The sequence below is a fragment of the Marinoscillum sp. HNIBRBA16962 genome (assembly GCF_057801515.1).
In genome coordinates this window covers 3,096,574-3,119,207 of the sequence record NZ_CM173603.1, presented here as the reverse complement: position 1 = coordinate 3,119,207, position 22,634 = coordinate 3,096,574, and the positions used below count along the sequence as shown (strand labels likewise).

20 protein-coding genes are annotated in these 22,634 nt (G+C 43.3%); 11 read left to right on the top strand and 9 right to left on the bottom strand.

Going from position 1 to position 22,634, the window contains the following annotated elements; translation table 11 throughout:
• Nucleotides 1-30 precede the first annotated feature (30 nt).
• Both AC3E9V_RS13055 and AC3E9V_RS13050 read left to right on the top strand, forming a co-directional pair.
• Complete coding sequence (locus AC3E9V_RS13055) at nucleotides 31-1,458, top strand: CCA tRNA nucleotidyltransferase (protein WP_488753648.1); 1,428 nt, start codon at nucleotides 31-33, stop codon at nucleotides 1,456-1,458.
• Nucleotides 1,459-1,554: 96 nt separating this feature from the next.
• Complete coding sequence (locus AC3E9V_RS13050; RefSeq protein ID WP_488753647.1) at nucleotides 1,555-2,262, top strand: hypothetical protein; 708 nt, start codon at nucleotides 1,555-1,557, stop codon at nucleotides 2,260-2,262.
• A 2-nt stretch (nucleotides 2,263-2,264) separates the two neighbouring features.
• Here AC3E9V_RS13050 and AC3E9V_RS13045 read toward each other — a convergent pair whose 3' ends face one another.
• The 3 genes from AC3E9V_RS13045 to AC3E9V_RS13035 all read right to left on the bottom strand — a co-directional run bounded on the left by AC3E9V_RS13045 (nucleotide 2,265) and on the right by AC3E9V_RS13035 (nucleotide 5,303).
• Nucleotides 2,265-2,729, bottom strand: a complete 465-nt coding sequence (locus AC3E9V_RS13045) for an SRPBCC family protein (RefSeq protein ID WP_488753646.1) — start codon at nucleotides 2,727-2,729, stop codon at nucleotides 2,265-2,267.
• Between the two features lie 109 nt (nucleotides 2,730-2,838).
• A complete protein-coding gene (locus AC3E9V_RS13040) occupies nucleotides 2,839-4,218 on the bottom strand; it encodes an MATE family efflux transporter (protein ID WP_488753645.1) in 1,380 nt (459 codons plus the stop codon).
• A complete protein-coding gene (locus AC3E9V_RS13035) occupies nucleotides 4,215-5,303 on the bottom strand; it encodes a BamA/TamA family outer membrane protein (RefSeq protein ID WP_488753644.1) in 1,089 nt (362 codons plus the stop codon). Before AC3E9V_RS13035 ends, AC3E9V_RS13040 begins: the two co-directional genes overlap by 4 nt.
• Before the next feature lie 197 nt (nucleotides 5,304-5,500).
• On the opposite strand from AC3E9V_RS13035, the gene msrA reads away from it, so the two are divergent.
• The 3 genes from msrA (at nucleotide 5,501) to AC3E9V_RS13020 (ending at nucleotide 8,543) form a co-directional block, all read left to right on the top strand.
• Nucleotides 5,501-6,043 carry a peptide-methionine (S)-S-oxide reductase MsrA gene (gene msrA / locus AC3E9V_RS13030; RefSeq protein WP_488753643.1) on the top strand — a complete coding sequence of 181 codons (543 nt, stop codon included), beginning with the start codon at nucleotides 5,501-5,503 and terminating at the stop codon, nucleotides 6,041-6,043.
• 87 nt (nucleotides 6,044-6,130) lie between these two features.
• On the top strand, nucleotides 6,131-7,234 hold the full coding sequence (locus AC3E9V_RS13025; protein ID WP_488753642.1) for a carboxypeptidase-like regulatory domain-containing protein: 1,104 nt from the start codon (nucleotides 6,131-6,133) through the stop codon (nucleotides 7,232-7,234).
• A gap of 187 nt (nucleotides 7,235-7,421) precedes the next feature.
• Complete coding sequence (locus AC3E9V_RS13020; RefSeq protein WP_488753641.1) at nucleotides 7,422-8,543, top strand: carboxypeptidase-like regulatory domain-containing protein; 1,122 nt, start codon at nucleotides 7,422-7,424, stop codon at nucleotides 8,541-8,543.
• 64 nt (nucleotides 8,544-8,607) lie between these two features.
• Here the strand turns inward: AC3E9V_RS13020 and AC3E9V_RS13015 are convergent, their stop codons facing one another.
• From AC3E9V_RS13015 to AC3E9V_RS13005, 3 genes are all read right to left on the bottom strand, one after another.
• A complete protein-coding gene (locus tag AC3E9V_RS13015; RefSeq protein ID WP_488753640.1) occupies nucleotides 8,608-9,009 on the bottom strand; it encodes a hypothetical protein in 402 nt (133 codons plus the stop codon).
• A gap of 265 nt (nucleotides 9,010-9,274) precedes the next feature.
• Nucleotides 9,275-10,477 carry a DUF763 domain-containing protein gene (locus tag AC3E9V_RS13010; protein ID WP_488753639.1) on the bottom strand — a complete coding sequence of 401 codons (1,203 nt, stop codon included), beginning with the start codon at nucleotides 10,475-10,477 and terminating at the stop codon, nucleotides 9,275-9,277.
• Nucleotides 10,474-13,509 carry a DNA polymerase III subunit alpha gene (locus tag AC3E9V_RS13005; protein ID WP_488753638.1) on the bottom strand — a complete coding sequence of 1,012 codons (3,036 nt, stop codon included), beginning with the start codon at nucleotides 13,507-13,509 and terminating at the stop codon, nucleotides 10,474-10,476. Before AC3E9V_RS13005 ends, AC3E9V_RS13010 begins: the two co-directional genes overlap by 4 nt.
• 549 nt (nucleotides 13,510-14,058) lie before the next feature.
• Here AC3E9V_RS13005 and AC3E9V_RS13000 point away from each other — a divergent pair.
• The 4 genes from AC3E9V_RS13000 to AC3E9V_RS12985 are packed head-to-tail and all read left to right on the top strand — an operon-like array spanning nucleotide 14,059 to nucleotide 19,459.
• Nucleotides 14,059-16,563 carry a M14 family metallopeptidase gene (locus tag AC3E9V_RS13000; RefSeq protein WP_488753637.1) on the top strand — a complete coding sequence of 835 codons (2,505 nt, stop codon included), beginning with the start codon at nucleotides 14,059-14,061 and terminating at the stop codon, nucleotides 16,561-16,563.
• Nucleotides 16,563-17,993 carry a DUF5687 family protein gene (locus AC3E9V_RS12995; RefSeq protein WP_488753636.1) on the top strand — a complete coding sequence of 477 codons (1,431 nt, stop codon included), beginning with the start codon at nucleotides 16,563-16,565 and terminating at the stop codon, nucleotides 17,991-17,993. Before AC3E9V_RS13000 ends, AC3E9V_RS12995 begins: the two co-directional genes overlap by 1 nt.
• Nucleotides 17,994-18,692: an ABC transporter ATP-binding protein gene (locus AC3E9V_RS12990; protein WP_488753635.1), complete on the top strand. Its 699-nt coding sequence runs from the start codon at nucleotides 17,994-17,996 to the stop codon at nucleotides 18,690-18,692. It begins immediately after the preceding gene.
• Nucleotides 18,692-19,459, top strand: a complete 768-nt coding sequence (locus tag AC3E9V_RS12985; protein ID WP_488753634.1) for a sulfotransferase family protein — start codon at nucleotides 18,692-18,694, stop codon at nucleotides 19,457-19,459. The genes AC3E9V_RS12990 and AC3E9V_RS12985 overlap by 1 nt, the downstream gene beginning before the upstream one ends.
• On the opposite strand, the gene AC3E9V_RS12980 is transcribed toward AC3E9V_RS12985, so the two are convergent.
• The 3 genes from AC3E9V_RS12980 to dinB form a co-directional block, all read right to left on the bottom strand.
• Nucleotides 19,456-19,752 (bottom strand): type II toxin-antitoxin system RelE/ParE family toxin, encoded by a 297-nt coding sequence (locus AC3E9V_RS12980; protein ID WP_488753633.1) that lies wholly within the window; start codon nucleotides 19,750-19,752, stop codon nucleotides 19,456-19,458. The two genes, AC3E9V_RS12985 and AC3E9V_RS12980, sit on opposite strands and share 4 nt — an antisense overlap.
• Nucleotides 19,745-19,981 (bottom strand): type II toxin-antitoxin system ParD family antitoxin, encoded by a 237-nt coding sequence (locus tag AC3E9V_RS12975; protein WP_488753632.1) that lies wholly within the window; start codon nucleotides 19,979-19,981, stop codon nucleotides 19,745-19,747. Before AC3E9V_RS12975 ends, AC3E9V_RS12980 begins: the two co-directional genes overlap by 8 nt.
• Before the next feature lie 68 nt (nucleotides 19,982-20,049).
• On the bottom strand, nucleotides 20,050-21,282 hold the full coding sequence (gene dinB / locus AC3E9V_RS12970; protein ID WP_488753631.1) for a DNA polymerase IV: 1,233 nt from the start codon (nucleotides 21,280-21,282) through the stop codon (nucleotides 20,050-20,052).
• Between the two features lie 163 nt (nucleotides 21,283-21,445).
• Between dinB and AC3E9V_RS12965 the strand changes: the two genes are divergently transcribed.
• Nucleotides 21,446-21,775: a hypothetical protein gene (locus tag AC3E9V_RS12965; RefSeq protein WP_488753630.1), complete on the top strand. Its 330-nt coding sequence runs from the start codon at nucleotides 21,446-21,448 to the stop codon at nucleotides 21,773-21,775.
• A 10-nt stretch (nucleotides 21,776-21,785) separates the two neighbouring features.
• Nucleotides 21,786-22,565 carry an XRE family transcriptional regulator gene (locus tag AC3E9V_RS12960; RefSeq protein WP_488753629.1) on the top strand — a complete coding sequence of 260 codons (780 nt, stop codon included), beginning with the start codon at nucleotides 21,786-21,788 and terminating at the stop codon, nucleotides 22,563-22,565.
• Nucleotides 22,566-22,634 lie beyond the last annotated feature (69 nt).

The window sequence follows — 22,634 nt, the reverse complement described above, 5'->3', positions numbered from 1 at the left end:
TTGAGCTAATGTTATAATTTTGCCTCAGAGATGGTGCAAAAAGTTCTAGATAAGTCGGTAGCTAATCAGCCGGTCATAAAAAAAGTGGGGGAAGTCGCTCAACAGCTTGGTTTGAGGACTTTTATTGTTGGTGGTTACGTCCGCGATCATCTTTTAAATCGCCCTTCCAAAGACATTGATTTTGTATGTATAGGTAGTGGCATTGCGCTGGCTGAAGCCATAAAGAGCCACTTAGGGAGTGAAGCTTCTTTGTCGGTTTATAAAAACTTTGGTACCGCGGCGATCAAATACCATGATTTTGAGCTGGAGTTTGTTGGCGCCAGAAAAGAGTCTTACAGGAAAGATTCCCGAAAGCCAATTGTGGAAGACGGGACCCTGGAGGACGATCAAAACAGGAGGGATTTCACCATCAATGCCCTGGCTATTAGTCTGAATAAAGAAGATTATGGTGAGCTCATCGATCCTTTCGGTGGTATAAATGACCTTGAGAGCAAGCTCATAAAAACTCCTTTGGAGCCGGAGGTTACTTTCTCAGACGATCCTTTGAGAATGATGCGTGCCATTCGGTTTGCCAGCCAACTGCGGTTTGATATTGCTCCGGATACATTTGAGGCTATACAAAGTCAAAAGGAGCGCATTAAGATCATATCTCAGGAACGCATTACCGACGAGCTTAACAAGATTATTTTATCCAAAACTCCATCATACGGATTTAAGTTGCTCTTTACCTGTGGATTATTGGATTATATTTTTCCTGACATGGTAAAACTCCATGGTGTAAAAAAGGTAAATGGTAAAGGTCACAAGGATAATTTTTATCATACGTTGCAGGTTCTTGATAATATCAGTGAAGAAACGGATAATCTATGGCTGAGATGGGCGGCGATCCTGCATGACATTGCTAAACCTGCCACGCAGCGATTTTCTGAAAGTGTCGGATGGACATTTCATGGTCATGAAGACCTGGGAGCCAGATGGACACCTAAGATCTTCAAAAAGCTGAAACTGCCATTGAATGACCGTATGAAGTACGTTCAGAAGCTTGTAAAATTACACCTGAGGCCTATCGCCCTGGTCAATGAAACGGTGACTGACTCAGCCATAAGGAGATTATTATATGAAGCGGGAGATGATATAGATGACCTGATGACGCTTTGCAGAGCGGATATCACCTCTAAAAACCCGGACAGGGTCCGTCGGTATCTTGCAAACTTCAAGAAGGTAGAAAAAAAGATCAAAGAGGTGGAAGAAAGGGATCATGTACGTAATTTTCAGCCGCCTGTATCCGGAGAAGAAATCATGAAGACCTTTGGAGTGGAGCCATCTCGAGTGATTGGAGAAATTAAATCAGAGATCAAAGACGCAATCCTGGATGGCAAGATCAGAAATGATCATAGTGAGGCCTACGAATTGATGCTTGAAATTGGAAAATCAAAAGGTTTGAGGGTCAATTCATAGTAATTCCTATTTTTGCATCTTTGTATAAAGTTAAAAACGTTAATTCAAAAGATACAGGTCTTAATATTGAGACCTTCAAGAAACTAAAATCATAGCATGAAATATCTATTTTCTATTGTCCTTTTGTTCTCTATCCTTGCTGTAACTGCACAGAAACAGCAGGTAGAATCAGCTGCACCTGCGGATTCCATTCCATTAGAAATCCGGAAACAGGCGTACATTTATAATCTGGCAAAAAAATACAACGATCCGGCTGTAGCGCGAATGGCGCTGTACAACCTTGTGGCCTCCAGCCCAAACAGTCTTCACCTGATGGATACGCTGGCTCTTTCATATCTCGAGTATGAGCAGTATGCTTCTGCGGCACTGATTGCTCAGGATATCCAAAACATTAACCCTAATGATCTGTTTGCAGCTGAAATAGCTGCTGTAGCTTTTGAGAGTCTGGGTGTGAGAAATAAAGCAGTCACCTATTATGAGAAGCTTTACCTGAACAACAATGATCTGAATACTCTTTATAAGATTGCTTTTTTGCAATATCAACTAAAGCGATACGGTGAAGCTATAAACAATGCCGACATCATCATAGAATCATCTGAATCTGATGAGGTCCAGTTGATTTTTCCTACTGATGACAGAAAGAACCAGCAGGTATCTATGAAGGTAGCTACGATACGACTGAAAGGGATGATCGAACAGGATAGGGGAAACACATCACTGGCCGGAGACCTGTATCAGAAAGCTCTTGACATGCAGCCTGATTTTGAGGTGCTGAAAAAGCAGATTGCAGAACTCGAAAAATAAGATTATTTCTTTATTTCAGCCTCAGCACGTTGCTTTAGCCTGGACAGCCAGTTGAGTAACGTGCTGTGTAGTTTTTGGTGACCAAAGAAGAGTGTAAGGAAGCCCTGAATGGATTCTTCTGTAGAAACAATGGTTTGGTTTACCTCCGTTTCTTCAAGTCGCCAGACATGAATGGCTTTCACGCCCAGAGCAGATCCGGTCCAGCTGATTAGTTCAGGCTCACTGATCATCCTTAAAGTAGATGTAATATTTGAGCCATTGATGTTCCACTTAAATTCACTTCCGGGCTCAAACTTATCCAGTTTTACTAAGCGGATATCCTGATTCCAGTCCGGCCAGTGTTCCATATCAGCCAAAATATCCCAAACTTTTTGAATTGGAGCATTGATAATCGTAGACTGACTATCTCTGATACTGGCTTCTGCATTGATCTTTCCTTTTTCTGCGAGTGGTGCTAATACTTTCATCGGACGGTAGTTAAAAGTGGATACAGTAAACTTACGATTTTCTACAATTTTTCAGAAGTACTAAACGATGTAATTGTAGATATGGACGATAAGATGCAGATTCCCTCTTTTAACCGTTTAGTCTAGGAAGCTGATGCAGCTGCTGTTCCCTGTAAATTTGCTTCATGATCCTTCCGTTGAAAAATATGGAAATTATACCCCCAATAACATAGGTAAGGGCTATAGCTCCATAAATACCTTCTATATCAAACAGGTAATTACCCAGATGGAGGGTAGGAATACCGATTACCAACATCTGTATCATTACAATGAATGAAGCTGAAATGGGCTTGTTAAGGGTATTGACATTACTATTGACGACCTGCACCATTCCCTGAAAACCAAAACTGACAGGAACGATGGTGAGAAAAAGCCTTGTTGCTTCTATTACCTGGAGGTCTGATGTAAATATGGAAGCAATGGGCCTTGCCCATACATACATTACTGCTGCTGCCACCAGTCCCCAAACAATGCTGAACACATTTCCGAATTTCACACCCTTGTATATCCGCGCGATATTCCCCGCACCAAAATTTTGGCCGGTAAACGGACCTATAGAAGCTGATAATGCAAAAAGGAGACTCATGGCTAAAAACTCCAGCCGTGTACCTACACCATAAGCCGCTACAGCATACTCTCCATGAGTAGCCAAAAGCGCCGTGATCAACCCTGTAAAGAGTGGGGTGATCATCCGGCTTAATCCGGAGGGCAATCCGATCCATAAAATAGCTTTCCAGCAACCTGATAACACCTCCCAGCTTGGAATATTCCAGACGATGAGTTTTTCTCGATAGTTTAGAATAAGTATGGCCAATACCATGGTCATGCCCCGGGATATAGCTGTGGCTATTGCAGCTCCTTTAAGTCCCAGCTCTGGGAATGGCCCGTATCCAAAGATCAGGAGCGGATCAAGGATGGCATTAATGATTACAGCAAAGATCATAATAAGACTGGGAGTCATGGAGTCACCGGTAGACCGGATGGCGCTGTTTCCCACAAAAGGGATGGTCACAAAAAACAAGGCAAAGTACCAGATGGTCATGTACTCGGTAACATATGGTAAGATCTCCTCACTGGCACCGAGCAGTCTGAAGGTCGGCTTGACCGTAAGGAGTCCGATGAATATAAAAAATCCGGATATAGCTACGGAGAGCGCCAGACTATCTGTGGTCTCCCTGGCTGCCTTTTGGTGGTCATTCTTGCCTATGGACTTGGATATCAGTGCTGTTGCTCCGATCCCGAGTCCCTGAACGATGCTGAAGATCACCATAATAACCGGGAAAGTAAAACTCAGAGCAGCTAACTGCAGGCTGCCAAGCTGCCCCACAAAATAAGTGTCGATCAGGTTAAAGGCAACGAGGCTTATGATCCCAAACATCATGGGGATGGTCAGTGCGGTAATCTTTTTGGGAATAGATCCGGTGGTAAGGTCTCTCTTGTTTTGTTTCAAAATGCTTCGTTGATGTTGATATAAAATCCGTCAGTATGGTATCCGCGAGCATAATCTATACGGATTCTGATGTGCTCCACATCATTGATTTCATATCTTAGACCAACACCGTAACTACCCAAAAGTTTCTCATAATCACCAAACTTTTCAGTGACTGAGCCGACACCTCCAAAGGCCGCTAAAACAAACCTTTTGAAAACATACCTTCTTACTTCTCCCTGGAGTACCGTCTGGTGATGATCTCTGAATGCACCTTTGTAGTAACCCCGCATCAATTTGCCACCTCCCAGAAGCGCATAGTTATAGAAAGGCGGATTTCCGATTATGCTTTGATGATACAGCTGGATGCCTGTTTCCCAGGTATCATTCAGGTGAAAATACTTTCGAACATCCAGGTAAGTATCGGTAAAAGCAAAGTCTCCAATGGCTTTGTTTTCATACCTTAAAAATCGACCTTCGAAATAGTATCCGGAATATGGACAAAAAACATTATTTCGCTTGTCCAGAATAAATGAAAGCCCGTAACCAAACAATCTCCCGGGTGATATACCCAGTATGTTTTCTGACTGCAGCTGACCGTTTTCCTCCGTGTCAATCTTGAAGTACTGATCCAGAAAGAGGGTAGGTCCCAAATAAAAGTCCTCTTTTAAACGGCGAAGGTAGTTGGATTCAAAGCGTAGATAGTCTGCAGTATAAAGCTCGGCATCCTGCTCAGCGATAGAAACATCTGAACCAATTCCATAGTACTCATATGGATAAATATATAAACTGAGCTCACCTCTTAACCAGTATTTTTCCTGATCCAGAAAGATACCGTATGGGTTCGTAAATAAGATTTGATTTTCCAGTGTATAAATGAAAACACTTTGAATATTGGAAGGTCGGTAGTTTTGGGTGGTATCCTGATCCGTCCGGAAATAAACCAAACCTGCACCCCCAAACCCAAGGCTGGTCTCTGGTGAGAAAAAGATAGCTGGCAATATTACCAGGCCATTTTTTTCAGATGCTTTACTTAAAGAGTCAGCCTTTTGCGCTTTAACGAGAAGAATACAGGTAGAGAGAAAAGCCGCAAATATTAGCTTCATGAAGTGACTATTGATAGTAGTTGATTTTCAGGGTCCGCAATTTAAACCCCAAGCAGGCAATATACGAAGTATTGTCTACAAGAGAAATCAGACGATTCGGTGGACGTTCGTTTTCAAGACATGAGTGTGATTTTTTTCACCGTGATGGAAAACAAAATGAAAGTTTGCCTTGTTTTGAGGCTTGAATTGATTGATAAATGGAAGTAATAACATTAGGCTCAGGATGCTTCTGGTGCACGGAAGCAGTATTTCAGCGATTAGAAGGGGTAAAAAGTGCAGTCTCCGGGTATTCCGGGGGCAAAACCAAAGATCCTTTTTACCGGGAGGTGGTCACAGGAAAGACCGGGCATGCTGAAGTAGTACAGGTCACTTTTGATCCTGAGGTAGTGTCTCTGGCGGAGATCCTGGAAGTTTTTTGGAAAACGCACGATCCTACTACGCTAAACAGACAAGGAAATGACGTGGGCACCCAATACCGGTCCGCTATTTTCTATCACACAGGACACCAGCGAGAGGTTGCAGAGGCATTGAAGGCTAAATTGGACGCATCAGGCGCCTGGGGAGACCCGATTGTCACAGAGATCACCAGATTTGAGGCTTTTTATCCGGCAGAAGATTACCACCAGGATTATTTCAATGAAAATACCAATCAGCCATATTGTCAGTTTGTAGTAGCACCGAAAGTAGAGAAATTTAAACAGGCCTTCGGAGACAAGTTAAAGAAATCGCACAACAAGTAACGGAATAGTGGAATAATTGAGATTCACTGAAAATACCTTTGGTGGGAACACCGAAGATATTTATTTTTACTATCAAATGATATTACCGTGAATCTGAAAAGCACCGCCACTTGCCTCTTCCTATTCACAGTTTCTTTCGCATTATTGGCACAAAAAGTACGCCTGAATGGTGTAGTGAAAGATTCTGTAAGTAGGGAACCGGTCCCGTTTGCACATGTAGTAGTGGGACAAACTGTTACGCTTACAAATGTTAATGGAGCGTTTGTATTATCATTTGATAAGATTCCTGTAGAAAGCCTTCAGGTATCTCATATGGGATACCATCTGCATAAAGAGGAAATTCTCACTGATAACCAGACCTTTGAAGTTTACCTAAATCCTTCTGAGCTGATTTTAGAAGAAGTGACCGTAACGACGGGAAACAGTCTTATGGATAAGGTATTCAGGAGGATACCGGCAAATTATGAGCACCAGCCACAAAGCATTCTGAGCTACTATAAAGAAAAGCTTTTGGGTAATAATTCCCTTTATTATTTAGCTGAGGGCATTCTGGATATCTATCTCCCTTCAAATGTTTCTAATGAACCGGTAAGAGTAAGCCCGATCAAAACCCGCAAAAAAACTGTAAGATCCATAAACCGCGAAGAGGTAACAATGATTAAAGGACATGCCTCAGATATGGCAAAATCATCGATCTGGCGGGAGGGTTCCTTTTTAAGTGAAAAGAATAGAAAAAATTACGATTTTGATTACTCGGGGAAAAAGCTTCTGGGTGAGCGTGATGTTTACATTGTGGATTTTACGCCAAAGAATAATAAGGGGTATATCTCCGGAAATATTTATATAGAAGATGGCACTTATGCTATCTTAAAGCTGGAATACCACCCCGATGCGGATAGGAGTGGGTTTTGGAGTGAAATTAAGTGGACTGAGGAATTTGACAGCTTTGATGGCATTTATCATCTGGTTCGCACTTCTTATGAGGGCGTATGGAAAGAGGATGACGATGAGTTCGTATTCAGTTCTTTACTGGTAAATAACAAGATGCAGACAGTCGATATGCAGCCGGCTATGGGGTTATACCTTGGTGAAAAGGATATCTTTTTTGAAGCTGCAAGCAGTGACTTTTCGGAAAGTTTTTGGGAAAATTATAATTTTATCAAGCTGGAGGACGAGGAGTTGACTTTTTGATTTGATCGCTCACTTGTACTCATAACTGATTTATTTACAGTAAGATAGGTTGATTAGTGTTATCTAATAGTTTGTCTTGTAAATTCACCTCGAAAAAACTCCCGATCATTGTCAGAATTGACTTATTGATCGATTATTCTTTTGATTGGCACTGATTGTTTCATTACTTAATGGTAAAACCAGTGTGATGACAGCAGTGAAATTGAAGTTTTGGGGGTTAGTTATTTGTATTTCCTGTTCTGCCATGTTAGTAGCTCAGCCACATCATATTCGCGGAACGGTGATCGATCAACAAAGTGGGGAACCGGTGTCTTTTGCACATATTTACCTGGGGAAATACACAACGGTGACCAATGCATCTGGCGTATTCGTGTTATCATTTGATAAAATACCTGATGACAAACTTTCGGTATCTTGTCTGGGGTATCATCCATTCAAAATGGATTTTGATCCGAACAAGAAGGAATACCAAATTAAGCTTGATCAATTTGAAGTAATACTGGAAGAGGCTTCTGAAGCAGCTGGAGAGAGCATCATGCTCAATGTATTCAGCAGATTTCCCCTCAATTACGAACAGCGATCCAAAACACTGCTTAGTTATTATAAAGAAAAACTTACAAGTAATGGTGAGTTGTGCTACCTGGCTGAAGGCATTTTGGATATTTATCTTCCATCAAACATTTCTAAAGAACCGGTAAAAGTAAGCCCGATAAAAACACGGAAAAAAGTGGCTCACAAAGATGTGGAGCATGAGATCACACTGATCAGGGGGCATGCCTCAGATATGGCCAGGTCTTCTGTCTGGAGGTCAGACTCCTTTTTAGAAACGAATGATTTTTTCACCAGGGAGGGCAATTACACGTTTAAGTACACAGGTAAAAAACTCCATGGGGAAGAGGATGTGTATATTGTAGAGTTTCATCCGAAAAATGCAAAAGGCTACGTATCGGGTGTGCTTTACATAGAAGATGAGACCTTCGCCATAAGAAAGATGGAGTATTACCCGTCAACTGATCGAAATGGTTTTTGGGATCAGGTGAAATGGACTGAGGAATTTGAAAGACAGAATGGAATATACCACATGGTAAGCTCTACCTTTGAGGGGAAATGGCATGAAGGTCAAAAAGAGTTTATCTTTCGGGCGGTCTTAGCCAACAATAATATTTCGGTTACGGATGGTCATCCGGCTGCTACAGACTATCTGGATGAAAAAGATATGTTCTTCCACGCAGCCAGTGATAATTTTTCAGACAGTTTTTGGGAAAACTACAACTTCATAAAGCTAGACGGTGTAGAGCGATCCTTTTAAGAGCCGTTTATAAACACAAAAAGCCTGAATGTCAGGCCTTTTGTGTTTGAGTTTTTTCACGTGATTATTTCTTACCTCGCAGTTTCCACATTTTTGCCTGGATGTCTGAACTATCAAACCAGAAATTTTGCTCCTTACCAGTAGTAATGGCTTTGTAATAAAGTTTCATAGCTTTTTCACTTTCTCCAATGGAGTTGTAGTAGTCACCTTTCACCTCCAGGTTGAAAGGATCCTTGTTGATTTCGATAGACTTATCAATCCACTTGAGTGCTAAGTCTACATTTTCGTTCTTTTTGAAACACACCTGAGCGCTTTCTGCTAATGTTCGCCAGTCATAAGGCGCAGCTTCTTCCACAGCTTCTTTTGCTTTTTTCACTGCATTGCTATCTCCCGAATAACCGAGAGCCGTAAACGAACACGCTGCAAAAATGGCAGCCATCCAGTACATTTTTTTAATTGATTTCATACCCGCATTATTTTAATTAAAAATATTTTACAGACTTTGATGCTTCAAGATTGTGCCAAAACCACTAAAGCGCTGATTTACAGTGCTTTAATAAAAGTGCAACAAACTAATTCTGTCCGAGAACGCATAAAAGCGTGCGCATTTGCGGACACTCACCTCAAAACGGACACTTTAAAAAGTTACGTTTTTAGCAGTTTTTAACGCTTTTTTAAGCTGAATCGGGATATTTGGATACTGAATCGGATGCGCTAAAAAGTGGCGGAAACTAGTCAAAGAGCCTTAGTTGGTTTTTGGCTGGTCTTGCCCAGCCCTTTACAGTCCTGCCACCGTACTTGTGAGAATCAATACGTTCCTGCTCAATCACCTTTTTAAGATCCCCTTTTGGGGTAAAGCCTTCCTCCATTTTTCGGGCAGCATCAGAAAGCGACCTGATAGCTTTCATTTTATCGGACCGATCAATTTTGGCTTTTTCCACTGCATTTTTAAGTACGGAGATACTCTCATCGTATACTTTAGTGGGCACAGGAAATGGATGCCCGTCTTTGCCTCCGTGAGCGAACGAGAACCGAGCAGGGTCACTGAAGCGGGAGGGGGTCCCGTGAATCACTTCACTCACCAGGGTGAGGGACTGCAGGGTTCTCGGGCCGAGCCCTTGAAGCAGTAACAACGATTCAAAATCATGGGTGGGTAAGTGCTGAGCCAGTGCCAGAATGGTTCCCAGGCGTTTGATGTCCACATCTTTTTGCTGTACATCATGATGACGTGGCATGCTGATCTTTCGTATTTCGGCAATCATTTTATCCGGATTTTCCCTGGCGATTTCCAGGATGCCCGTTTTTGTATCACGGGCTTGAGTATCTGTCAGATTGAGTATTTGCCCCTGGTTTTGACCATAGATGAATGTGTGTGGTGTTTCCGTAAAGCTTTTTAGACCTGCTGAATGCCAGTGATACCTTCGTGCATAGCCGGAGGCGCCGTTCATGCCTTGCTGTACTACGGCCCATTCACCTTCATCTGTGAGGATGAAAGAGTGGAGATAGATCTGAAATCCATCCTGAATGGCTGTATTGTCCACTTTTGCAGAAAGTCGGCTGCTTTTCACCAGCTCATGACCGTTCAGTCCGGTTTGTTCAGCAACCCGCAGCAGCTCATCGGGTGTTTTACGGCTGTGCTTACCACGGCCGCCGCAGATGTAAATGCCGAGTTCTCTGGATAGGGGGTTAATTGCCGACTTCAAAGCTCCCATGACGGAGGTAGTGATCCCGGAAGAGTGCCAGTCCATACCCATAACGCATCCCAGCGACTGAAACCACGCCGGGTCACTTAGCCGACGGATCATTTCGGATTTCCCATACTCCAGCACCACAGCCTCGGTAATGGCTCCACCAAGCTTAGCCATGCGTTCTGCCAGCCAGCGGGGCACCCGGCCATTGTGTAAGGGTAAATCTGCATGTCCGGATCGTTTCATTTCAATTCTACTCTTAAGTGCATTTCCTTCCTCTGATCCTCATATCGATCTCTATAAGGCAGCTTATCCATCCAGCTTACCTCGATCATCGGGTAGCCAAAGTCTTCTACCACCTTTCCTCTCAGCCGGTAAAAACCTCTGCCGCGGAAAGGATAACGCTTAGCCACAGGAGGGAAGTTCACCGTATCAAATACTTTCCCTTCCCGGTCGTAAAACGTGCCGAAATGCATGCGTTTACCATCTTTAGTGCTGGTGTCTTTGGTACATATCAGATAACCTACCATCATTACGATACGCCCCAGCTTATTCATCAGATCAACAGAACGTGTGTCTCCCAGATCACCTGTCTTCAGCAACAGGAACGGGTCACACAGCGGAAAACCCAGTAGTTCGATCTCAATGAAAGCATCTTCCAAAGGAGGGGTGTCCAGTACTGGAAGTTGATAATCTTCCGGAACCTCTTCAAACAGGTCCGTTCCGTACTGGTAGTGATTTTTCTGCCCCTGGCCAAAGTATAGCTGAGCGGTCCACAGGAGTTCTTTCCTTGTTTTTCCCGTAAACCGGAAAGCGCCTATCTTGATCAGTATGCGGATTTGTTCCAGACCAACAGGTATTCGGCGTATAAAATTATCGAGACCTTTGTAAGGACCATTCTTTTCTCGCTCCGGACCGATCCGCTGAGCAATCTTTTGTTCCAGATCTTTTAGGTGGATGAACCCAATGTAGATGGTTTCTCCATAAATATTAGTCAGGTAATCTGAGTAATTGATGCAGGGAGCCTCAATCTGTGCGCCCCACATGCGTGCTTCGTGAAAATAGAATTCTGTCTTATAAAATCCTCCGAAATTATTGATCACACCGACCATAAATTCCAATGGATAGTGAGCCTTCAAGTACAGACTCTGATAGCTTTCTACTGCATAGCTGGCTGAGTGTCCTTTGGAAAAGGAATAGCCTGCAAAGCTTTCGATCTCATACCATACCCGGTCAGTTACATGCTGTGGGTAGCCTCTTGCCTTGCAGTTATCAAAAAACTGATCTTTCACGAGGTGGAATTCCTTTCGTGATCGGTACTTCCCGGACATTCCGCGTCGTAGTACATCTGCTTCCGTGAGCGTAAGTCCACCGAAGTGATGAGCCACCTTGATCACATCTTCCTGATACACCATCACTCCATAGGTTTCTTTCATGAGCTCATCCATTTTTTCATGGATCGACTCGTAAGACTTGCCTGCATTGGCTAAATGGTGCCGCTCGATATAAGCCCGCATCATGCCTGAGCGAGCCACTCCGGGCCGAATGATCGAGCTGGCCGCAACGAGGGTGAGGTAATCATCACACCCCAGCTTTCCGAGAAGCATACGCATGGCAGGAGACTCCACATAGAAGCAGCCCATGCAGTTGCCCTTTCTGAGCAGCTCTTTGATCGCATCGTCTTTTTTGAACGCATGAAACCGATCGACATCCTCTTCAATACCCCGATTTTTAGAAATGATCTCTATTGTGTCTTTGATGTGTCCCAACCCACGCTGACTCAGAATGTCAAATTTATAGATACCAACATCTTCTGCATTATGCATTTCAAAATGAGCAACGGGATAACCTTTGGGCGGCAGGTCCAGCGCCGTATATGCGTAGATGGGTTTTTCAGTGATCAACACTCCGCCTGCATGGATAGAAAGGTGATTGGGCATCCCTTTGATCAGTTCAGCACACCTGAAAATCAGTTGGCTGATCTGGTCTCCTTTGTAATAGTCCGGGTAGGGGTAAGCCACGATCTTATCAATTTCTTCTTTAGGTAATCCAAAGACCTTTCCCAACTCCCGGATATTAGAACGCTTCTGATAGGTCGTATGGGTGCCGAGTAGTGCCACATGGTCATCATGATACTTATCAAAGATGTATTCATAAATGCGGTCCCGGTCTTTCCAGGAAAAGTCCATGTCAAAATCCGGGGGAGAAGTACGTTCGGGGTTTAAAAACCGCTCAAAATACAGATCCAGCTCAATGGGATCAGTATTGGTAATGTCCAGGCAGTAGGCGATCAGGCTGTTGGCTCCACTGCCCCGACCTACGTATGAAAACCCTTGCTGTTTGGCATGCCTGACAATGTCATAGCTGATCAGGTAATAGGCTTCAAAGCTCTTTTTTCGTATGATGTCTATTTCCCGCTGAAAGCGTTCGCGGGATACAGGGTTGTCGCGCTTTCCGGTGTATTTTTTATCAAAGCCCTCCTGCGCTTTAGTAGTCAAAAAGTTGATATCATCTTGCTTGCTTCCCTTAAAATACATTTTGTTTTTATCCTCGCCCATCTTCATGTCAATGGTACAGGCATTTACAAGGTGAATAGCATTTTGGATGAGCTCGGGAAAATCACTGAATGATGCTTTCAGTACGGGCTCGGGGAGCATGATTTCGGATGGGTCAGCCTGAAATTCCTGTGGCAGTTTACTGAGCAGGGTGTTTTCACTGATGGAGCGTAGCAGACGGTGGATGTTGTAGCTGATTTTGCTGGCAAAAGGACCATCTTCCGGCTTTCCGGGAGGAAAGGTTACCGGATGCCAGGCGACCATTTTGCTTTTCAGGTGGCGAAAAGGAGAGAAGAGTATCTTTTTTTGTTCCTGCTGGCGGATACCGATGTACTCATAATCCCGAAGTGTTTTGGGAGCGTTAGAAAGCGGGTAGATGATGTAGGCATGATTGAACTCCGGGGCTTTTTGAAGGAGTGGCGTTTTTTCTCGCTTATGATAAGAAAGGTAACGGTTTAGCTCTTCGAATCCTGCATTGTTTTGGGCCAGGCCGATGTAGAGCAGCTCGTTTTTATTTCTGAACTCAATTCCCAGCGCAATTTCCAGCAACCACTCATTTTTCCGCTCATCACAGACCCGCAGTAGTTCGATATAGCCACAGGTATTATTGATATCGGTCAGGATCAGCTTACGCACACCATTTCGCTTCGCCTCATCAAACAGCTGATGAATGGAGAGGGTCCCGTATTGGAAGGAAAAATATGTGTGGCAGTTGAAGTGCATTTAGCTAATTTAATTGGTAAAATTACTAAAAAAATTAGCTTAACTGAAAATGATTTATTAAAATTGTCATAGAAGGGCTTAAATGTGTCACCCCTTCGGGGTTGGTGAAAAATTGGTTATCGGTCTATAATCATTTCATCCCTTCGGGATTTAATTATTCAGGAATTTGATAGCTAAGAACTTTAAGTTTTCTGTCTCACAGCTTCTTAGTTTTTCCAGCCTTTCAGGGTTCAGAAGCTGGATTATTCATTTGAGAAAAATCAGGTGTCTTGAATTTCCGAAGGGGATGAAACATTGTTTAAAATCGAAGAGGTGAAAGTTTTAGTTTTGCTTATACCGTACTCTTGGTTTTCAACCCTTCAGGGTTATGATTACCTGAAACCGAAGGGATGAAACATTTATGGATAAGTTCAAACAGATCGATAAACCCCGAAGGGGTGAAACAAACCCCAGCTAATCAACCATATCTGCCACTAAACACATTCTTCTAGATTTTCTGTTAAAACTTTTGGCTTCCGGCTATTTTAGCTGTTCGCTAAATCAAGAAACATGACCAGACGCCTACTAACATTTCTTTTATCAGCTGTTGCAACCTGTTCCATCGCACAGCTAAAATCTCCAAAAGACTTTCTCGGCTATGAGCTCGGCGATCAATTCACCCGCCACCATCAGGTAGTCGACTACTACAAGCATGTAGCCGGGCAATCCCCCAAAGTACAGCTTTCAAAATATGGTGAAACCTACGAAAAACGACCACTTTACCTGGCTTTTGTATCCTCTGAAGAAAATCTGACTCAGCTGGAAACCATCCGGACCGATAACCTGAAAAGAGCTGGCCTGATGAATGGCACCCCTGAAACAAACATTAGCATTGTCTGGCTTAGCTACAATGTGCATGGCAATGAGTCCGTTTCCACAGAAGCGGCTTTAGCCACTATTTATGAGTTGGTCAGGCCAAATTCGGATAAAGCCTCCTGGCTGGAAAACACACTGGTCGTTTTAGATCCCTGCATCAACCCGGATGGGAGAGCCCGATATGTAAATTTTTACTGGGAAAAGGGCAATCAGCCATACAACCCTGATCCCAACTCCTGGGAGCATCATGAACCCTGGCCTGGTGGACGTGCCAACCATTACCTGTTTGACCTGAACCGTGACTGGGCATGGCAAACACAGATTGAAAGCCAGCAGCGAATGGCCGTTTACAACCAGTGGTTGCCACAGGTCCATGTGGACTTTCATGAACAGGGTGTAAACTCCCCGTACTATTTTGCCCCGGCTGCTGAACCTTTTCACGAGCTGATCACTGACTGGCAAAGAGATTTTCAGACCCGGATCGGGAGAAATCATGCTAAATATTTTGACGAAAACAACTGGTTTTATTTTACCAAACAGTATTTTGACCTGCTGTATCCCAGCTACGGGGATACCTATCCGACCTACAATGGAGCCATTGGGATGACTTACGAGCAGGGTGGATCAGGCAGGGCAGGACTAGGTGTGATCAAGCAGGAAGGCGACACCCTCACTTTAAAGGATCGTATTGCTCATCACTACACGACCGGCCTCTCAACCATCGAGATCACCTCTCAAAGCAATCAAAGAGTTCTTGATGAGTTTCAGCAGTTTTTCAGCCAGCCGACACCTGCTAAATACAAAAGCTATGTCCTGAAGTATGATGGAAACATCGATAAGTTCAACAAGCTGAAAAAATGGCTAGATGCTCAAGGTATTCAGTATGGCTCAGCACAAAGCTCCACAGGCTTTAGTGGATACAACTACCGGGCAAAGCGAGAGCAATCTTTTACGATCAATCGAAAAGACCTGGTAGTAAGTACAAATCAACCAAAATCGGTATTGACGACCATTCTTTTCGAACCCAAAACAAAATTGGCTGATTCCCTGACCTATGACATCACGGCCTGGGCAGTGCCATATGCCTTTGGTGTGGAAGCCTATGCTACCACAACCCCGATCAGTGTTAGCGGGGATTCACCACTGACCACTTTCGATCCGCTTCCTTTAGAAAATGCATATGGTTATATTTTCAAATGGAATAGCCTGGATGATGCTCGTTTTCTGGGGGCTTTGCTGCAAGCTGATTTCAAGGCTCGATACACTACACGGCCTATTACTATATTGGGTAGTACTTTCGAGCAGGGCTCGTTTATAGTAACAGCTCGTGATAATGAAAGGCCTGATTTTATAGAAAGGCTCACCAGTCTGATCAACGAGCATGAGGGGATTGCCACAGCCATCCCCTCCGGTTTTGTAAGCGGTGGTCCGGATATTGGATCCAATGATATTCGCTTCATTGAAGCCCCTAAAGTAGCCCTGATAGGAGGAGATGGAACTTCTTCACTGGATTTTGGGGCTACCTGGCACTTCTTTGAGCAAAACCTGGAGTATCCGGTTACGACGATTTCTACTGATTATTTCAGCCGGGTAGACCTCAGCGAGTATGATGTGCTGATCATGCAAAATGGCTGGTACAGCAGCTTTGGTGAGTCTGAAATGAAGAAGGTAAATGACTGGGTATCTGCCGGAGGTACGCTGATTGCCGTTCAGGGGGCACTTCGCAAGTTTACTTCGGAAGAGAGCTTGCTAAAACCTCATAACTCAGAGGAAGAGAAAAAACAATTTGAGCAGCTGGAAGCAGAAATAGAAAAAGAAATGCAGCTGATTCCGGAAAGCGAAGAAAACCGCTACCAAATACGCGAATACGTAGCAGGAGCCATTTTTTCCGTAGCATTGGACAATACCCATCCCCTGGCTTATGGCTATGAAAAGACTTATTACTCTTTAAAAACTTCAGCTCAGCGCTATGGGTATTTACCGGATAATAACGTAGGGGTGATCACCTCCAGTGATGCACATTTGAGTGGCTTTGCCGGACAGTTTGTTTTGGAAAAGGTGGGGGAATCCCTGGTTTTTGGGGTAGAAGAAAAGGGACGAGGACAAATCGTTTACATGGTAGACAATCCGCTTTTCCGATCATTCTGGGAAAACGGAAAGTTGTTATTTGCCAATGCGATTTTTTATGTTAGCAATTAATGGATCTATTCTACTTAAAACATAGCTGGTTAGCGTTTAAAAGAGACCCTTCTGCAGGTCAGTATGGATTAATTGCTATGATCTCTTTTTTTCTGGTTATAGCAATTAACTCTGGTTTGTATTTTGAGCTGGATAACTACCGGCTCATGGCTAAAAGTTGGCTGGGTATCGCAAATCCGGCTAAATTCCTCTGGGTAGCATTTACGGTATTCTGGCTGATAGACCTGCTTACCAAAATTGCACTACCGGCAACAATTCCGAAAACCAGGCCTTATTTGCTTTGGGAAGTAAAACGGAGGGATTGGGCCTTTTCATTCTTGCTGATATCAGCCACAAAATTTTGGAATCTCTTAATCCTGCTTTTTCAAATTCCCTTTTTTATCAAGTTTTCTCAGTGGTCGCTGGCATTTCCATCTCCGGTGCTTGCTTTTTTACCGATCATGATCGCTTTTGCATGGCTGACCAATCACTACCTGGCTATTGCTGTAAACCTCGTTTCCAACAAGGTCAAGGTCATTGCCATTTTGGTGGTAGTACTAATAGCATTCATTCTATCGCAGTTTGGAGGTCACCTTTTGGTCAGCTTTCTGGAAAATGCATGGAGTATCCCTGTGATTGTTATCGGATTAGCATTAGCTGTCACTTTTGCATACTATACTACATTGCATTACCTCAAAAGATCCCGAACTGAAGAAAAGAAAGAAAACAGCTTTGGGCAGTCATTCTATTTCAGCATCTCTAAAAACCCGCTGATCCAACTGGAATGGGCCCTAATTACCCGTAACAAGCGGGCCTATACTAACTTCCTGGCAGGGTTATTAGTTATCCCATATTTTTTCTATGTCATGCCCATGTCGAATAAGAGCGAACTGAATTTTGCTTTTCTCTTAATCGGGATAGTCTGTACCGGTTTCACCCTTGTTCAGCACGGAGTGTATACATTAGCATGGGAGGGGAGCTTTTTTGATCTGCTAATGACCCGAGTCAGTATTCGGGACTTTTTGAAGCATAAGTACAACTTCTTCCTGTATACCTCACTCATTGCCTTAGCCATTTGCATGATCTTTCTCATCAATCAACCCGTAAGATTACTGGTCATCATAGGAGCTTTCCTGTTTAATATTGGGTGGAACCTTCCTGTGATCCTCAATAACTCATTGAAAAATACTACAAAACTGGATCTGGGTAAAGGCACTTTTTTTAACTACCAGGGACTGAATGGGACCCTCTTTCTTACATCCATGCTTGTGATGATAGTTCCTGTCATTTTATTCACAATATTGACTCTTTCTTTGGGTGAACTATATGGCATTATTGCTTTTGCAATACTCGGGCTGACAGGACTGCTATTAAGAGATTTTTTTATACAAAAGATCACCAAAAAGTTCGAAAAGAGAAAGTATCATTTATCACACTGTTATCGCAATTAAATGAGCATTATCAGCATCAGAAACATTAAGAAGTGTTATAATGAAAAAATAGCCTTGCATATCGAATCCCTGGATATAGAAGAGGGAGAGTCTGTAGGGATCGTAGGAAATAACGGAGCTGGAAAAACGACCATGTTCCGCACCATCCTGGATTTGCTAAAGCCTGATGAAGGAGTAGTATGGGTAGGAGATGAGCTGGTTGCAGGATCAGATCACTGGAAAAACATTTTGCACGCTTTTATTGATGAGTCTTTTCTGATCGATTTTCTAAAGCCAATGGAGTATTTCTATTTTATTGGCAAAACTATTGGGCTGACGGAAGAACAAACCCAAAGTCAGATCGAGTCGTTTTCGGAGTTTTCAAATGAGGATATCACACAGAATAAAAAGCTCATCAGAAACCTGTCGACTGGCTCTAAGGTGCGTGTTGGCTTGCTGGCAGCTTTTCTGGGCAACCCCAAAATCATTTTGCTGGACGAGCCTTTCGCCCATCTGGATCCGGGCTCGCAGGCTAAGCTCAGTAAAGTTTTGAAGCGGCTCAACGAAGAAGGCAAAACCATTATTCTCTCCAGCCACAACCTGCACAATATCACCCAGGTGAGTAAACGGATCATTTTGATTGAAAATGGAGAGATTATCAAAGATCAGCAAGCGGAAGGATCAACTTTAACAGAGCTGAGTAGCTATTTTGAAGCCTGATGAATAACCTGTTCAAAAAACACATCACCAGCCCCATTATCAATGCGCTTGGACAGAAAAAGGAGCAGAAACATTTTACCAGAGCTCCAATTTTCATAGGAGGCTGTGCTCGTTCGGGAACTTCACTGCTACTTTCGATCCTGTCAGCTCACCCAAAGCTCTTTTGCTTTCCGAAAGAAACCGACGCTTTTACTGAATGGGAAGAGAAGGATGGTAAACTTCGGCCTGTCAGAATAGATCGCATGTATAGAGAGTTGCTTAAAGCTCGGGTACCGAAAGGAGCCCATCGCTGGTGCGAAAAACGTCCATACAATATCCACCATATTGCAGAAATTTTACAATACTTTGGATCTGAGGCTCAGTTCATCCACATCGTTCGGGACCCCAGAGCGGTTTGCACGTCTGTGCATCCGGAGAGGCCAGGTGAATACTGGGTAGAACCGGAAAGGTATGCTAGAGATGTAAGGGCCGGACTGGCTTTTAAAGGCCATCCGCAGGTATTTACACTTCACTATGAGGATGTGATCACAAACTATGAGCCTGTTATCCGGCAGCTGTGTGCTTTTCTGGATGAAGAACCTCATGACCGACTTTTAAATTGGTATAAACATGCTACAGTCCGTTCCAGTCGTGCCTGGTTTACGGACCTGAAAACCTTACAAACCGATTCACTCGAAAAGTGGAAAGCTCCCGGGCATGCTGAACGAGTGAGCGAGGTGGTAGAGAATGAAGAGATTAGAGATTTGATGAAGGAGTTGGGGTATTAAAATTGTCCTTTTATATCTCTGTGACCTTCCAAAACTCTGATAATATGAATACCATCTTCTATCGGAACGTAGTAAATAGCGTAGTTCCCATAAGGGAACATCCGTAGATCTTTGTGATATTCATTTCTGGAGGCACCAATATTTGGACTTGTAGCTAGACTTATAAATTTACCGTGGAGCTTATCTATAAATTTATCTGCGGCTTCACGGCTTCTGTTTTCCACTGCGATAAAATACCAGATATCAAACAGGTCTTCATGAGCAGTATCTGAAATTAAGATGTTGTTACTCACTTCCCTCAATTTGATTCATCCGCTGGTGAGCCTTTTTTAAAAAATCATCTTTATCCCATTTGGAAGATTTGCTTTTTAAGCCCTCATTTATTTTAGACTTAAGCAGTTGTTCTTGTTCTTCTAATTCACGCAGACCCTGTCGGACTACTTCACTGGCATTTTTATATCTCCCTGATTTCACCTGTTCTTTAATGTATTTTTCAAAATGCTTCCCTAAATAAATATTCATATTCATTGTATTTGCACTTAAAGATAATATTTATGTCTAAAATAGACATACTAATATTGGCTGATAAACTATCCCGCAAACATATTATTATCCATCCTGATCCTGCCATCCAGTCCCAGTGAAGCAGCCCGGGTCACTTTCTCCACTCCATGTTTTGATTTGATCAGGTCCAGTGCCTGATACAGCCGAATTGTCTCTTCCGTATCTTCAAAAAGATTGATCTGATAGTTACCATGTACTAAATGGCTTAGTCGAACACCAACCAACCGAAGCAACATCCTTCGGGTATAGAGCCTGTCAAAAAGATCCATGACCTCCTTGATGATCACCTGGTCTGAAGAAGTGTAGGGGATGTGTCGTTGCTTGGTCTCCGTATCAAAGTTGGCATAGCGGATCTTCACGGCCACACAAGAGGTAAGCTTTTGCTCTTTGCGCAGCTTGTGACAAAGCTTTTCCACCATGGTCAGCAGGAGAGTCTTCATCTTTTTTACATCGATCGAGTCTTCTCCAAAGGTGCACTCCGTAGAGATCGATTTCCGCTCACTGTATGGCTCTACAGGTGTGTAATCTACAGCATTAGCTTTATTCCAAAGAACCCGTCCATTTTTACCAAAGGCTTTTTCCAGCATCTTCACAGGCATTTCTCTGAGAATATGAACATGTGTCACACCCATCTCTACGAGAAACTGTGTCGTTTTTTCACCCACCATAGGGATTTTGCTCACATGGAGAGGTGCCAGGAAGCCCCGTTCCTCACCTCTGGGCACATACTTTTCACCATTGGGTTTAAACTCTCCAGTTGCCACTTTAGAGACCAGCTTATTTATGGAAAGCCCCATGGATATAGGAAGACCGGAGTTATCGATGATCTTTTGGCGCAGCTCCTGGGACCACTGGAACGTACCAAAAAACCGATCCATACCACTCACATCGATATAAAACTCATCGATGGAAGCTTTCTCAAACAGGGGTGCATCTTCTCTGATAATATCTGTGATCAGCCGGGAATGATAACTGTACGCCTCCATATCACCGGAGATTACTTTAGCATCCGGGCATAGCTGCAGGGCCATACGGGTAGGCATAGCTGAATGCACGCCAAACTTACGTGCCTCATAGCTGCAGGAGGCCACTACACCTCGTCCGCCGCTTCCTCCAATGATCAGCGGAATGCCCTTGAGACGATTGTCTCGCAGGCATTCTACTGATACAAAGAAAGCATCCAGATCCATGTGGATAATGGCCCTGGAGCCCAGGTTGGGAGCCTGACTGGTGGTTATATGGTGGTTTATACTTTTCAAGCAAGTCAGAGGCCAAAATGATAATGTAGACAGTGAGTTTTCTTTTCCATACACATTCAGACACCTGATAACCTCATTAGGCTAATATTATTGGCATTTTTTCGTTTTCATTATTGCTTTTTACTAAAATTATGATCAAATTTACTAAATAAACGAGCAGGATATGCAAGAAGTTGCTAATAATTTTAGGGTAAAAGATTTGCAGACTATGAATGCAGATGTGACTTTTGATGATCATTACAAACTCAAGCTCACTTCTAAAAAGCTGAAATCAGGCAAGTGTCAGGTGAAGTTTTTTGCCTCGGTTCGGGAGCGAAAGGATATGTACGGCTATGTACTGGTAGATGCAGACAAAACGTTAAAAGATGTAGTTGTCAATATCAAAGAAAAGCTCCACACGATCAGGCAGACCCGGGATTTTCACCATTTGCATTTATATTCTATCGGAAAGAGTGGGAAAGATGACCTGAATTTTATCATCTTTGACTCATAAAGCTAAAAAAATGAGCATAATAGCCGAAAATATCAAATACCTGCGTAAACAAGCTGGTTTTACTCAGGAAAAGTTTGCTAACGAAGTTGGGATCAAACGATCTGTTGTAGGTGCCTATGAAGAAGCACGGGCAGAGCCTCGTTTGCAAACACTAATGAAAATCGCCGAGGTACTCAATGTTACCTCAGATGATCTGATCAGCACAGACCTGACCAAAGGTGTACCCGCATCTGCTCAGAAAGAGCGGGTAAAGATCCTATCCATCACCGTGGATCAGGAAGACCGGGAAAACATAGAGCTTGTGCCGCAAAAGGCTGCTGCAGGCTATCTCAATGGCTACTCTGATCCGGAGTACATCTCTGAACTACCCAAGTTCAAGCTACCAATGCTTCCGCCAAATGCTACCTACAGAGCATTTGAGATCTCAGGAGACTCTATGCTGCCGATCATTTCAGGATCAATCATTATAGGGAAGTATATGGAGTCGATCAATGACATTAAAAATGGAAAGACCTATGTGCTGGTCACCGAACAGGAAGGAGTGGTCTACAAACGCGTATTTAACTACATAGAGGAAAAAGGTAAACTTTTCCTGGTTTCTGACAATAAGGCTTACTCACCTTATGAAATTTCTCCAAAAGAAGTCCTGGAGATCTGGGAAGCCAAGGCCTTTATCAGTGTGGAATTTCCCAATCCTGAGGCTGCTAACGAGCTTTCCATGGAAAAAATAGCAGGAATGGTCTTTAACCTCAAGCAAGAAGTAGACGAAATGAAGAAAAACATTCGTTAATAAACCGGTTTCTGCAGAACAGAACCTTCATTTATTCGTAAGAATGTTTTTGTTTTGCGGATGTTTACC